The sequence below is a fragment of the Nostoc sp. genome (genome assembly GCF_036917135.1).
Taxonomy (GTDB): domain Bacteria; phylum Cyanobacteriota; class Cyanobacteriia; order Cyanobacteriales; family Nostocaceae; genus Nostoc.
Genome location: NZ_JBALEA010000090.1, coordinates 125,832 through 138,990, shown reverse-complemented (window position 1 = coordinate 138,990; position 13,159 = coordinate 125,832). Strand labels below are relative to the sequence as shown.

At 43.5% G+C, this 13,159-nt stretch carries 16 protein-coding genes and 1 pseudogene; 9 read left to right on the top strand and 8 right to left on the bottom strand.

Translation table 11 applies throughout. The annotated features are described in order from the left end of the window. Positions 1–828: 828 nt before the first annotated feature. The 4 genes from ndhL to V7K50_RS28735 all read left to right on the top strand — a co-directional run bounded on the left by ndhL (position 829) and on the right by V7K50_RS28735 (position 3,207). Positions 829–1,041: an NAD(P)H-quinone oxidoreductase subunit L gene (ndhL, locus tag V7K50_RS28750; RefSeq protein ID WP_334866665.1), complete on the top strand. Its 213-nt coding sequence runs from the start codon at positions 829–831 to the stop codon at positions 1,039–1,041. 24 nt (positions 1,042–1,065) lie between these two features. Further along, positions 1,066–1,377 carry a DUF3007 family protein gene (locus V7K50_RS28745; RefSeq protein WP_334966123.1) on the top strand — a complete coding sequence of 104 codons (312 nt, stop codon included), beginning with the start codon at positions 1,066–1,068 and terminating at the stop codon, positions 1,375–1,377. A gap of 91 nt (positions 1,378–1,468) precedes the next feature. Next, on the top strand, positions 1,469–2,296 hold the full coding sequence (gene trpA, locus V7K50_RS28740; RefSeq protein WP_334966121.1) for a tryptophan synthase subunit alpha: 828 nt from the start codon (positions 1,469–1,471) through the stop codon (positions 2,294–2,296). A gap of 242 nt (positions 2,297–2,538) precedes the next feature. After that, positions 2,539–3,207: a heterocyst differentiation related protein gene (locus V7K50_RS28735; protein ID WP_334802580.1), complete on the top strand. Its 669-nt coding sequence runs from the start codon at positions 2,539–2,541 to the stop codon at positions 3,205–3,207. Positions 3,208–3,657: 450 nt separating this feature from the next. On the opposite strand, the gene V7K50_RS28730 is transcribed toward V7K50_RS28735, so the two are convergent. Next, positions 3,658–5,586, bottom strand: a complete 1,929-nt coding sequence (locus V7K50_RS28730) for a serine/threonine protein kinase (protein ID WP_334966119.1) — start codon at positions 5,584–5,586, stop codon at positions 3,658–3,660. A 163-nt stretch (positions 5,587–5,749) separates the two neighbouring features. On the opposite strand from V7K50_RS28730, the gene V7K50_RS28725 reads away from it, so the two are divergent. Beyond that, positions 5,750–6,238, top strand: a complete 489-nt coding sequence (locus V7K50_RS28725; RefSeq protein ID WP_334966117.1) for a hypothetical protein — start codon at positions 5,750–5,752, stop codon at positions 6,236–6,238. Between the two features lie 107 nt (positions 6,239–6,345). On the opposite strand, the gene V7K50_RS28720 is transcribed toward V7K50_RS28725, so the two are convergent. Next, complete coding sequence (locus tag V7K50_RS28720; protein ID WP_334966115.1) at positions 6,346–6,861, bottom strand: hypothetical protein; 516 nt, start codon at positions 6,859–6,861, stop codon at positions 6,346–6,348. Positions 6,862–7,057: 196 nt separating this feature from the next. On the opposite strand from V7K50_RS28720, the gene V7K50_RS28715 reads away from it, so the two are divergent. Both V7K50_RS28715 and V7K50_RS28710 read left to right on the top strand, forming a co-directional pair. Next, positions 7,058–7,345 carry a type II toxin-antitoxin system Phd/YefM family antitoxin gene (locus V7K50_RS28715; protein WP_334966113.1) on the top strand — a complete coding sequence of 96 codons (288 nt, stop codon included), beginning with the start codon at positions 7,058–7,060 and terminating at the stop codon, positions 7,343–7,345. Next, a complete protein-coding gene (locus tag V7K50_RS28710; protein WP_334966111.1) occupies positions 7,329–7,664 on the top strand; it encodes a Txe/YoeB family addiction module toxin in 336 nt (111 codons plus the stop codon). Before V7K50_RS28715 ends, V7K50_RS28710 begins: the two co-directional genes overlap by 17 nt. Before the next feature lie 58 nt (positions 7,665–7,722). Here the strand turns inward: V7K50_RS28710 and V7K50_RS28705 are convergent, their stop codons facing one another. Further along, on the bottom strand, positions 7,723–7,929 hold the full coding sequence (locus tag V7K50_RS28705; protein ID WP_334966109.1) for a type II toxin-antitoxin system HicB family antitoxin: 207 nt from the start codon (positions 7,927–7,929) through the stop codon (positions 7,723–7,725). Between the two features lie 136 nt (positions 7,930–8,065). Between V7K50_RS28705 and ygfZ the strand changes: the two genes are divergently transcribed. After that, on the top strand, positions 8,066–9,061 hold the full coding sequence (gene ygfZ, locus V7K50_RS28700) for a CAF17-like 4Fe-4S cluster assembly/insertion protein YgfZ (protein ID WP_334966107.1): 996 nt from the start codon (positions 8,066–8,068) through the stop codon (positions 9,059–9,061). Between the two features lie 5 nt (positions 9,062–9,066). Here the strand turns inward: ygfZ and V7K50_RS28695 are convergent, their stop codons facing one another. From V7K50_RS28695 to V7K50_RS28675, 5 genes and pseudogenes are all read right to left on the bottom strand, one after another. Further along, positions 9,067–10,047 carry a DUF5331 domain-containing protein gene (locus tag V7K50_RS28695; RefSeq protein ID WP_334966105.1) on the bottom strand — a complete coding sequence of 327 codons (981 nt, stop codon included), beginning with the start codon at positions 10,045–10,047 and terminating at the stop codon, positions 9,067–9,069. A gap of 12 nt (positions 10,048–10,059) precedes the next feature. Beyond that, positions 10,060–10,398, bottom strand: a complete 339-nt coding sequence (locus V7K50_RS28690; RefSeq protein ID WP_334966103.1) for a (2Fe-2S) ferredoxin domain-containing protein — start codon at positions 10,396–10,398, stop codon at positions 10,060–10,062. Positions 10,399–10,561: 163 nt separating this feature from the next. After that, entirely contained in the window at positions 10,562–11,536 is a 975-nt protein-coding gene (locus tag V7K50_RS28685; RefSeq protein WP_334966101.1) for a cysteine synthase A, read from the bottom strand. 171 nt (positions 11,537–11,707) lie between these two features. Next, a pseudogene (locus V7K50_RS28680) lies at positions 11,708–11,839 on the bottom strand (type II toxin-antitoxin system HicB family antitoxin); the annotation flags it as partial. Between the two features lie 6 nt (positions 11,840–11,845). Next, complete coding sequence (locus V7K50_RS28675) at positions 11,846–12,430, bottom strand: Uma2 family endonuclease (protein ID WP_334966099.1); 585 nt, start codon at positions 12,428–12,430, stop codon at positions 11,846–11,848. Positions 12,431–12,828: 398 nt separating this feature from the next. On the opposite strand from V7K50_RS28675, the gene V7K50_RS28670 reads away from it, so the two are divergent. After that, on the top strand, positions 12,829–13,155 hold the full coding sequence (locus tag V7K50_RS28670; protein ID WP_334966097.1) for a DUF3040 domain-containing protein: 327 nt from the start codon (positions 12,829–12,831) through the stop codon (positions 13,153–13,155). The last annotated feature ends 4 nt before the right edge of the window (positions 13,156–13,159 follow it).

Here is a 13,159-nt window from a genome sequence, read left to right as displayed (position 1 = left end):
ATTTTAAATTTTAGTGGGGGTGGAGGGACTTGAACCCACACGACCTTTTACGGTCAACGGATTTTCATTCTCCCGCAGCTTTCACTGCTACCTGATGATAATAACCAGATCAGGTTTTGAGAATTGGACTCTCCCTTTACCCTCGACTTAACGTTAGGGTAGCTCCCGTCGGGTCTCTGCACCTTCCGAATAGTTATGAGTTATGAGTTAGGAGTTGAGAGTTTTAAATTTACTCAATACTCAGCACTCAGAACTTTCTTCGGCTTGGCTCAGGATTGCCATGTCTGTCACCAGATTTAGGTTTCCCTGAGTTTGAGAGCTTCCACTTGAGGGATTTCTCCTTCAAGGCTCAGTTATCTAAGTCCGTAGCGTCTACCATTCCGCCACACCCCCGCAGGTGCTTGGTAACTAGTTATAACTAGTTATTTTGTAGAGGTAGCAAATACCCCCTCATCTATTCCACCATCAATTGTGTCTTTTGTCCAACTAGATTGAAAATATTTTTCTAGATTGTGCGATCGCTTCCTAAATTTGGAAGTTTTTTTGTTTTCTCGTAATCAATCTGGATAAGTTTTCGATCTTGCCTGACTAGAGCATTTGCTTGCTAGTAGACTTTTTATAATAGCATGACATTAGCTTTTTTCATGATGTCCGTTGAATTGCCCCCACAGTCAAAGTACTCCAGCCCGCTAAAGCTGCCCTTCCTCGCTTGTGGTGAGGGGTTATGAGGAATTCTGGGGCGTTTATGTTGAAGGCATTATGACTATAGTTCTCTGAGTTTGGCTCTTCAGCCTATGATGGAAAACAGATGCTTAAGACTTGAAACTTATGATTGTCGCCCTGCTGTATCTGATTTTGGCTGGAGCTTACCTTCTGGTAATCCCCATTGCTGTCTTGCTGTACCTGAAGCAGCGTTGGTATGTCGCTAGCTCCATTGAGCGGATGTTGATGTACTTTTTGGTGTTTTTCTTCTTTCCGGGTTTGTTGGTTCTATCGCCGTTTGTAAATTTTCGACCCCAACGGCGACAAATTCAAGTTTAACGATATTGGTAGGTCATAACTCTCATGCGACGGATTGACGCGATTGGAATTGGCTTGGGTGTTTTTACTGCCGGTGGCTTGGCATACATAGGATTGCAGCTAGTCGGTTTGGATAATCAGAAAGCTGGTATATGGAGCCAAGTCTTACTAATCAGTGGGTTAGTTGGTTGGTTAGCCACCTATTTTTTCCGCGCGGTGGGAAAAAAAATGACCTACCACGAACAGAGGGAACAGTATGAGCAAGACTTTCTGCAAAAGCGGCTAGATGAGCTTACTCCCGAAGAATTGGCACGAATTCAAGCCCAAATAGAACAAGAAGAGCAATCTCAGGTGTAAAGTTATCATTGGTCAGTTGTCGTTTGTCCTTTGTTAGTTACGAATTACCAACGACTAATGACCAATGACCAATGATTAATGATTAATGCTAATGACTGCAATTTCTGATTGCTTTGAAACTCTTGGGCGCAATGGTGAGTGCGCTCTGATTCCTTTTATCACTGCTGGCGATCCAGATTTAGAAACAACGGCAAAAGCTTTGCAGGTTCTAGATCGTAGTGGAGCCGACATTATAGAACTGGGCATACCCTACTCCGATCCTTTGGCGGATGGACCAGTAATTCAAGCTGCTGCTACTCGCGCCCTGCAAAGGGGTACGAAATTAGAGCAGGTGCTAGAAATGCTGCAAGAGATTACTCCCCAATTGCGATCGCCTATTATTCTATTTACCTATTACAACCCAATTTTGCACCGGGGAATTGACAAATTTCTCTCTTCAGTCGCTGCGGCTGGGGTAGCAGGATTGGTAGTACCAGATTTGCCCTTGGAAGAAGCCGCAGGCTTGCTCGAACCAGCTAAGGAGATGGGAATTGATGTCACCTTATTGGTAGCTCCCACCAGCTCTGCCCAACGGATACAAGCGATCGCTCATTCTTCTCAAGGATTTATTTATTTAGTCAGCGTCACAGGGGTAACAGGGGTGCGATCGCAACTGGAAAACCGCGTGTCCGATTTACTCAAACAAATTCGTAATGTTACTGATAAACCCATCGGTGTCGGCTTTGGGATTTCTGAAGCTGCCCAAGCCCGTCAGGTAAGGGAATGGGGTGCAGATGCTGCGATCGTGGGCAGTGCTTTTGTGAAACGGTTGGCAGAAGGCACCCCAGAAGAAGGACTAAATGCGATCGCCCAATTTTGCCAAAGTCTCAAGGCAGCCATCAAAACCACCAACACCAGCACAGATACTCCTCTTGATTAGAAGGGTAAACTAGATTAAAAAAGTATAATAGTGTAGTTTTTCCATCCTTCCTTGGTAGACAATTTGACCATTATGGTCTTGAATATTAACATCAGATATCATGGTGTAAAAAAACTAGCTGATACATTCGCTTATAGTTTGAGTATTATGTGAAATCAAGTAGGCAAAATTTATGAATGTGAGTGTGAGAGTGAGTCAGTCACAAATGATTATAGTTACGTCGCAATTGAGGAGCAAAGGCGATGAGTGAGAGTATGGCGTTTATCGGCGGGGTCGCCGTAGCTGGGCTGGCGGCTCTCGTATTGCTCAAAGGAACAAATACCCCTCTACAACCTAACTTTGCTGTTGCTTCGCAAATCCCAGGTGTAGTAGCGCCCCAAGGAATGCAGCCACAAATGTATCCTTACGGGCCTTATGGGCAACCAATGTATCCCGGTCAGATTCAGCCACCGACTGCCCCAAATACTGACCAGCGCTTAGAGGTAGAGAAGCTGAACACGCAAATGCAGTTGGAACGTTTAAAAAGCGACAACGAACAACTGAAGTTGCAAAATCAACAGCTCCAAGGCCAAGTCCAAAATTTCAATACTCAGCAGCAGTGGCAACAAGCCCAGCAGTATAACCAACAAAAAGCAGCAGCATTCCAACCGCAAAATCCTTCTTGGTGGTCTTCACCCATGCTTTGGGCTGTGGGAGGCGCAACTCTCACCATTGGTGGTGGTGTTGTCGTCGCTGGGGTATTGGCTTTATTCTCACCACGGCAGCGTCCAGCCCGGACTGTACAAGTTATTCATCCTTACCAAGGAAATACGCCGCCCTTGGTTCCAGTCCGTCGCGCTGAGTTTCTGCCTGCTTCGCGGATGGAAGCCAGACGAGTTGAAGCCCAAGAATACGACGAAATGCACGGATAGGGAAAATAAAACCACAGATAAGGGACTGACAAAGAAAAAAATACTCAACTATTTCTTGTGGGGTGGGTGTCTCACCCGCCCACAGCCAAAGGCGCTCATGTTGCCCACCCCACAAGATTGGATAATTTATTTGTTGTCAGTCCCTAAACACAGATGCACACTGACGAATTATCTGTGTGCATCTGTGGTTTAAAATGAGCAACAAAGCTTTTTGCAAGGTTTATATAGTAGTTTTCAATATCATTGGTATCAGCTTAGAGCCAGGGCGAATAGAATTTGCGGCTACACAAACTCTCGTCCGCCTCCACGGACTAAGGAAAAATTGAGTGTTTGAAACCTAGGGAGGTGGGTTTTATCTGTGTAGACAAGCCAGTGCGTTGGGCGGCTCCGCCGACTTGAAGCAACTGGTGCGCGGTTTCTAAGCGCCCTTTAAACTCGTAACTGTAACTGTTAAAACCCGCTTTTAGGAGTTTCTATGGCATTGGGACTCTCTTTGGTAGCACGTTGCTTAGTATCAGGAAGTTTCTGTTGGGTACTCTTCTGATTACCTTGATTTTCTAGTTGAGTTAGTGCTTGTTTTGCGAGATTTTCGGCTGCTTGTTTAAATAAAGGTTCTATTTTATTTCGCCAATATTGAGTATTAGGCAACTTTTCTGGATGGTTTTTATAATCTAAAACTTTATCCCATTTACCATCATCTATTGCTTTGTTGATCTCATTAGATAACGCCTCCGCCTTAGCCCAATCTTGCTGCCACTGGTTAATCATTTTGCCTGTCTCCTGGATGCCAGAAGCAGCATTTGCCGGAATTGATTTTAAAAGTGCGATCGCTCCTACTATATCCCCAGAATCATACTTCTTTTTTGCTTGTTCTATAATACTGGCACTGTTGTCACTAGGTTGCGATCGCTCTGATTTCCCCGCATCGTTAGTTGACCCCTTTGGCTTTTCTGGTAATGAAGTTGCGACATTCCTCAATTTTGCTTGTGCCTTGGGAGTCGGTCGAGTCGCAATCAAGCTACTATCATCTACAATTTTAGTTGCAATGCCTTTTTCGCGCAGGCAAGAACCCCATTCTGGATTATTGGTTATCACATCTGAGGATGCCCAAGCCAAACGACCAGATTTAAGTTTAACTTCTATCCAACCTCGTTTTGTCCGCTTGCCTGTTACCTCGAAATTGGTGTTATCAGCAACAGTTTGCAAAACATTATCAGAATTTATCGAACTAGGTTCAGAACGAATATTAGAATTTCCGACGACAACAGCCGAGCATTTGTTTGCTAAGGACGTATCCTTACCTGTAAGATTAGCAGCTAAATTTTTGACATTTGGATATACATTTGCTACCAAAGCAGCCGCACCACCAGCCAATAATATGGCAATTAATAGCGGCCATGGGTCGGATTTACTAGAATCTTTAGGCGCAGATTTAGCGGGGACGGGATTTGCTGGTGCAACTGCAACCGTTTGCAGCCGAGATACTTGAGGTTGGGATTTGGTTGCTTGGTAGCTGGAATTTTTGGCAGATTCTTGAGGTGTGGAAAGTGCAGGTACAGGATTAATCGCGTCTCTACACGCTTGCAGTGCTTCCGTGGCGTTTTGGTAACGGTCTTTGAAGTGATAACGCACCATCTTCGTCAACACTGCCGCCAATCGAGGGTTGACGGTTACTGAATGCCGCCAGATGATTTCCCCCGTTTCGGGATCTTCTTGCAATTCTGTTGGGTGTAATCCTGTTAATGCTTGAATGGCGATGATGCCAAGGGAATAGATATCGCTGTTGGGACGTGGTTTACCTTGCCCTTGTTCTGTGGGCATATACCCAGGAGTGCCGATAACTACTGTAGAAGAGGGTTGTCCGCCCACTGTTACCATCTGTGTACGCAGTTGCTTCACTGCCCCAAAGTCCACTAAAACTAACTTATTATCTGAGGCGCGGCGGATGATATTATCCGGTTTGATGTCGCGGTGAATCACGCCTTGGCGATGAACAAATTCGAGAATTTCTAGAACTTCCTGTAATAGTTGAATTACTTGGCTTTCATTCCAGCGCTTACGAGATATAAGTTCCTCAGCTAGGGTATGTCCTTCAATATATTCTTGTACTAAATAGAATTCTTGGTTTTCGTCAAAGTACGCTAATAACCGGGGTATTTGGTCATGGTTGCCTAGTTTTTCTAAAGTTTCGGCTTCGCTGTTGAACAAACGTTTAGCAGTATCAAAAACTCTGGGGTCAGTTCCGGGTTTAAGATGCTTGACAACGCAAATGGGGTTGCCGGGACGCCTAGTATCTTGGGCAATGTAGGTTTGACCAAATCCTCCCATTGCGAGGACTCGAATTACTTGGTAACGATGGTCTAGTAGCTTGCCTATCATATTCCCTCCCCAGAGTTATTACCTAATTTTCCAGCTGGTAATAAATATCTCCAAATTTTCTTCAATGAAATCCGCTATCTTGAGAAAAGATTTAGATTAAAAACGCAGCTTTTTAATAAACGTAGACTGTTTATTTTTCTTTTAGTGTCCCTGTTTATTACCAATGCCACCTAAAATAACCAACTCAGTTGCATGGCAGCAGGCTGAAATCCTCATGCAACCAGCTTTCATTCGCGTTATCGACAATATCCGCAAGTCCCTTGATGAATCTTCTTGGACGGGAACTTACCATGATGTCCTGATTTGGCCGCCTAGCACCACTGATGAAATCAAAGCATTGGTGACTGAGTTGTTGCAAGCAATGGAAACTGCAACGCCGAAAGAGGCAGATGAAATCAGAGAGACTCTGGCTCGTCTGCCGATGCCCCATCCAGGATATCATCTACGTTTGCAGCGTCAACAGCAAGAAGCGAGTATCGATTTGTGGGAACTGTGTTATCAAGTGTGTTTTCTTGAATACACGCCACAGGTGGAAGCTGCTGATATTGATACTAGTTTAATTGATGAAGTCGGTGAAGTCGATTGGCTGGGTTTGGATGCTAAGGCAAAGGAGTTAGTTGAAGAGGCGTTTGCTAAATTACCAGAGAGTTGAAACCCTCAGAATAGAATTCTGGGGCTATACGAACAAAACCCAACGGCTTGGGCTAATGAGATAAGGCGATCGCTTTTTCAGCCTGTCTTAGCCGCCTACCTGACAGTTTATGCTGGCTTCCAAGTATTTAAAGATGCTTCAATAGGAGCCAATTCGCTCAAATATTCATTAAGTTTTACTTTCTGAGCTTCAATGATTGCAAGAATTTGCTCCTTTTCGCCCTCTCTAGTTTCGCGCTCTTTCAACACGCGGTCAAACTCCTCTTGAAACATATTCATGTATTCATTAATCTGGTGTTTTGCATATCTGAAGTCTTTTGATACTTGTTTTTCAACTACTCGCTCTAGTAAATGTTGGTTTCTTAAAACCTGTTCATCTATCTTTTGCTGAATTAATCTTGCTGTTTCTTCTAAGTCAATGTCGTAAACTTCTCCTATAATTGGCACATCAACATAATAATCAGGTTGACAGCAACCACCGCTTCTTTTTTCTGGTGTTTTTCCAATAATGACATTTTGTTGATGTTGAATTACTGCATCAATACCTTTAAACTTAAATTTTTGAAACTGAATTGTGTTGAGATTAATCTCAATCTCCAATGTTTTTCCAAGATAATCAGACAACTCATTTGATATTGTTTGAATATCAATTTGTATTCTTTAGCTAAAGCACGTACAGCTTAAATTACTAATGAAAATATTTGCCTCAGTAATTGCACTGTCACAATAAAGGCGATCGCACCTTATACCTTTAGCCACAAACACATTAAAGTTGAAAAAGCAGCAAAATGGAAGAATAGATAAATTGAAGAACAAAAAAATGCCTATCCAGACAAACTACACCGAAGCTTGCAACAATTTTGACAAAATTTACGAAGAGGCAATTCAAAGCCGTGAACCTGTAGTTATTAATCGTGAAGGTGCTGAAAGTGTAGCCGTAATTCCTACTGCGGAACTTAACAGCATCATAGAGACAGCGTATTTGTTTCAATCACCTGAAAATGCAGCACGTCTTTTAGCAGCCATAGAACGTGCGAAAGACCGTACATTTCAGCCTCGAACCATAGACGATTTGCGCCAGGAGTTTGGTCTTGTCGAAGAAGAGTAAAAAATCCAACTCGGACAATCCACAGTCTGAATCTTCCCAAGACGAGATTTCAGAACGTGACCTGGTATTCGACTCCCAATTTCTCGAAGACCTTACCTACTGGGTAGAGACAAATAAAAAAATTGCAATCCGCCTACTATCTCTAGTTGAGGAAATCAGGCGGAATCCTTTCATTGGAATTGGAAAACCTGAAAAATTGAAATATCAGGATGCAAACGTATGGTCGCGCCGACTAACTGAAGCTGACCGCATTGTTTATATGGTTAGTGATAATCGGATTGATTTTCTTCAGGCTCGATACCATTATAATGATCGCTGATTTCATGATTAAGTGATGTAAACAAGCTGGGGTGGAAAAAGAGTGATGCCTACGGCGTTTAAGCGGCACCTATTTCTACCTGAAGTGTCTTAATTTGAGGAATAATAGTAGCTATTGGTGGTTCAAAATGTAGTGACAAAGCTTCCTCAAGATTAGCCAATGCATCAGTTTCAGTCTCACCCTGGCTAGCAATATCAATTTCCAAGCACTGTGCCACAAACCAGTTACTTTCCTGCCATACACTTGCAGTAAAAGTTCGTTTCATAAGTTTTTATTCTTCGGCACTTACTTTTGATTTGATTATACGCTAGAAGAAACCCGGAGGTGCATTGAAGCCGCAAACCCTTATTTGCTAAGATTTTCAGTGCGACAACATTGAAACAGGGCAATTTCTCATCACCATGCCAACATCTACACTTGACGATCAAGACGCAGCAGCTATCGAAGCCGCCAGAGTTGGGGTTGCAATATGCGATCGCACCGCCTGGGGACGCATCAAAGTATCTGGCGACGATCGCCTCAATTTCTTACACAACCAAAGTACTAACAATTTCCAAATACTCAAGCCAGGACAAGGTTGTGATACGGTTTTTGTCACTTCCACAGCCAGAACAATTGATTTAGCAACCGCCTACGTTCGAGAAGATGCGGTAATTCTGCTGGTTTCGCCTAACCGCCGCCAGTTTCTCATGGAATGGCTGGATAAATATATTTTCTCTGCCGACAAGGTGAAATTATCTGATATTACCCAATACACCAACACCTTCAGCCTCATTGGCCCAGGAAGTGACGCTGTTTTAGAAAAGTTGGGTATTGGCGAACTCATCGGCCAACCTTACGGTAGTCACAAAGTATATACGATCGCTCCGGCTGAAGGAGTGCGGATTGCTGTGGGTAGTGGGTTAGCGGCACCCGGATACACTTTTACTTTCCCCTATACTGATAAATCTTCGGTGTGGAACAAATTGTTAGAAGCTGGGGCGGTAGAGATGAGCGATCGCGCTTGGGATGCTTTGCGAATCTTACAAGGCCGCCCCGCCCCAGATGCGGAACTTACAGATGATTACAATCCTCTGGAAGTTGGTTTGTGGCAAACAATTTCTTTTACTAAAGGTTGCTATATTGGGCAAGAAACCATTGCTCGGTTAAATACATATAAAGGTGTAAAACAACACCTTTTGGGTATTCGCCTCAGTGCCCCTGCGAAAGTTGGCAGTGCGATCGCACTTGGAGATGAAAAGATCGGCAAACTCACCAGTTACACCCAAACTGCTGATGGTTACTTTGGACTAGGTTACATCCGTACCAAAGCTGGAGGTGTAGGCTTAAAAGTCCAAGTGGGAGAAACTGAAGGTGAAATAGTCGAAATCCCCTTTGTTTCTCACGAGTACCCATAAGCAATTCAAATCAAAATATCTTCCTCTTTATCCCGCGTGCCATAACAAAATTCATCTATCCAAGAAGCTATACTACGGGCATTAGTGGTTGGTAAATTCACTTTGCTTTTAACATCTTGTGGTTGAATATTCGGATGTTTGGCGTTGCTTTTAACCTCAGTAGTAATTGCTAGCGATCGCACTGGTTTGCCGTTGCTGTTAATCTCGGTGGTAATTGCCAACAGTGCGCCTAAAGGGAGTCGCGCAGATGGCGATCGCATTGGTTTGCTGTTGCTAGAAACCTCAGTAGCTAATGCTAGAGATGGCATAGTTTTAGTTTTGGCTTTGCTGTTAACCTCAGTGGTCATTGTCAGTAATATTCCTGAAGAGAGGCGTTCAAGGGGCGTTTGTACTGGTTTGTGTTCCCTTAGGAAACTGAAGGGTATCTTGGCTGAGTGTGAAGTTATTACGGGAGTATCTGGAGCAATTTTAGTGCCAGATACAACTAACAACTTAGGTTTCTGTGTGTGAGCTACCTCAGTAGTTGCTGTCAATGATGGCACCGATTGGTCAGCGCGTGACAAGTTCGAGTGAGGTGCAATCTTGCTAGCAGTTACAACCGATGACATAATATCCTCACAATGCTTCTGATATGGCGACTCGCTTTCAACTTGGCTTGCAGCCATAGAATGCTCTGATTTTATTAAACGTAACTCTTCATCAGGATTGAAGTTGAGACCTAAAGCGGCGACTATTTTATCTGGATTGTTATTCAGATCCAGCATAAAAGAAAGTATTTCATCAAACTGGGGTTCCAAAACAGACAGTGTTGCCAAAATAAAACCGGACAAAGGACGGCGCAAACCATCGTAAGTGCCCCAAATTCGCATTTTTACCAGCCAGGGAATATTTTGCTCGTAGTAACTCAGCCACTTATGTTTTAAGGATTGACGCAGCAGTTGGATATTCATTGGATGCCTCGCTTCAGTCAACAAGATTGCAGACATTGATATTATTAATTAGTTTGATTTTTGGGGATGAAACCGATAATAGAGCATCTGTTTGACTATTTGACCACCTAGCAAATGATCTTCTACCAATAGAGAGACTTCATCTGGTTGAACGGCGCTATACCAGATCATATCGGGTAATACCAGCACCATCGGCCCATTGCCACATTGTCCCAAACAGCTGCTAGCCATTACCGTTACGCCAGGGATTGGTAAAGCTGCAAAAGCTGCTAAAACCTTGACTGAACCTTGCTTTTTGCAAGTACGATTTTGACAAACCCTCACACATTTAGGAGAGGAGGGTTGATCTATTGTCGGGAAGTTTGATGGTTGAGTGATGTTTGACATTTTTTAACGTAGACGCGGAGCGGCTTCCCGCAGGGTACCGCAGAGGCGCAGAGGACACAGAGATGAGGGAGAAATCAATTCAAAATTCAAAATTCAAGAATTTATTTCTGCCTCCTGCCTCCTCTTTCCCAATTCCCAATTCCCAATTCCCAATTCCCCATAACTAATCTATTGAAAGTCCTTTTGAGGCTAGCCATTCCGGGTTGAATATGCGCGACTGATACCGAGAACCACTATCACATAAGATGGTGACAATGGTATGTCCTGGACCCAACTGCTTCGCTAGGGCAACAGCAGCCCCAACATTAATACCCGTTGAACCGCCCATTAATAGCCCATCTTTTCTCAGGAGTTGGTAAACTACCCGCAAAGCTTCTTTATCATCGATTTGGATGGCATCATCAGCAGGTGCGCCTTCCATATTGGCTGTAACACGACTGTTACCGATGCCTTCGGTGATGGAATTTCCTTGTATGTTGATTTCGCCGGTTTTGACATAGCTATAAAGTCCACTACCCAGAGGATCGGCAACAACGCATTTAATCGCCGGATTTTGTTCTTTCAAGTACAACGCCACGCCAGCAAAAGTACCACCAGTACCAATTGCAGCTGTCCAAGCATCTATTTTACCATCTGTCTGAGTCCAAATTTCCGGCCCTGTGGTTTCGTAGTGGGCGCGGCGGTTGGCTAAGTTATCAAACTGATTCGCCCAAATAGCATTTTCTAATTCAGCAGCCACTCTGCCAGATAGTTTGACGTAATTGTTCGGGTCTTTGTAGGGTACAGCAGGGATGGGACGAACTTCTGCCCCTAGTGCTGTCAGTGCATCTATTTTTTCTTGTGACTGAGTATCGGGAATAATAATTAGGCATTTGTAGCCTTTGGCGTTGCAAATATGCGCCAGTCCAATGCCAGTATTACCAGCCGTTCCCTCGACAACGGTACCACCAGGTTTGAGTAGACCTTTCTCTTCTGCGTCTTCGATAATGTAAAGTGCGGCGCGGTCTTTGACGGAACCGCCAGGATTGAGGAATTCTGCTTTACCAAGGATTTCGCACCCTGTTTCTTCACTGAAGCTGTTTAAGCGAATCAGGGGTGTGTTGCCAATAGCGCCGACGAAGCCATTTTTAATATCCATTTTGATTTTACCTGTGTGAGTATCTATAAAAATTTTGGCTTATAGCGGTGGCATGATTTACATCTGATTTGCCTAAAATCCGATGATGCTTAAAAAAAGACAAATTTAGAACTAATTTTGGTGAAGAGCGTTAAGATAAAGTGCGTAGACGCAAAGCGGCTTGTCGTTAGACATCGCTTCACGAATATTTTCTAAGGCTTCTTGCTCTGTTTCTCCTGCTGAGACACAACCTGGTAACTCTGGACACCAAACAGCTCAGTCACCTGTTTCTGAATCTGGTTCAAGAATTACACGCCATTTCATTTTTTGTTACCACACTTTATTCAAATTCAGCACAAACCCAGATAATACCGATTCACCGCTAACAGTCGCGGGATTTTCTAGACATTCCTCTAATACACCACGACGATAAATATAGACTCGGCGATGCTTGCGGTCAATTAACAAGCCTAGCTGTACTCCTGGTTCCCTCATATATTCTTCCATTTTCTCCTTTAAAGGTTTGAGGTTATCAGAAGGCGATCGCAGTTCAACTACAAAATCTGGACAGATGGGGGCAAACCTTTGCTGTTGTTCTGGCGAGAGAGCATTCCACCGTTCCAGTTTAATCCAGCAAGCATCAGGCGATCTATCTGCACCTGTTGATAGCTTAAATCCTGTGCTGGAGTCAAAACAAATACCTGTCCCGTCTTTTTCTGTCCAGACATACAACTGACCAGCTAGGTTGAAGTTACGATTACCTGTCTCTGAACCAGTGGGGGACATAATTGATATTTCTCCAAATTGATTCCGCTCAATGCGTAAGTCACGATTCACCTGGCAAAAGTCAAAAAACTGCTCGTCTGTCATTTGCATTGAGGGAGGAATTTGCACAACTAAAGGGGATGAAAGCATGATGATTTCCTCTAGGTTTTGCTGTCTACCCGACTGGCTTGTATTTCTTATTCTGACGCAATTCATTAACTAAATAGCTGCTGAGATTCAAAGATACAGCAGATTTCAGGTAAATGAAGTACATATATAAAACCCAAAACCTTGTAGAGACGTAGCAGTGCTACGTCTCTACGTGTATTCGATTAGAGCGCAATCTGCTGTAATATTCGTTCTTGCTACAAATTTCTGGCAAACGAGTGCATTTTCTAGTATCTAACTTCCAGCTTCAGTTTTGCAGTGGCTGAAAATTAAAATAGTAATTTTACTGGGGGTAAAAAATATTGGTGTAAGTTAGTATACTGCATGACTAACGAGTGAATGCTGACATCATTTCATTGTCTTAGATGGGGTGGACACCGATGACATCTGAAAGCAATCGCCAAAAAGAACTTGATCACCGGGAACGTTTACTACGAGAACGAGAAGTTGAATTGCGACTCCGGGAAATGGAAACTAACATCCAGGCTAACGACGCAGCTTTTCATCAAACTGTCAAGCATCAGCCAGAAAATTCCCAGAAACCTTGGATGAAAAAAGTGATTCTGGGTGGGAAGCTGTTTGTTCTTGGTGTGGCAGCGCTGGTTGCAGTAAAAATAGCCTCAGTGCTGGCTGGGTTTATGATTGTTGGGGCACTGGGGTGGATGTCTTACAAATTATTTTTGGAATCTCAAAAACCCAATCTTTAATAAA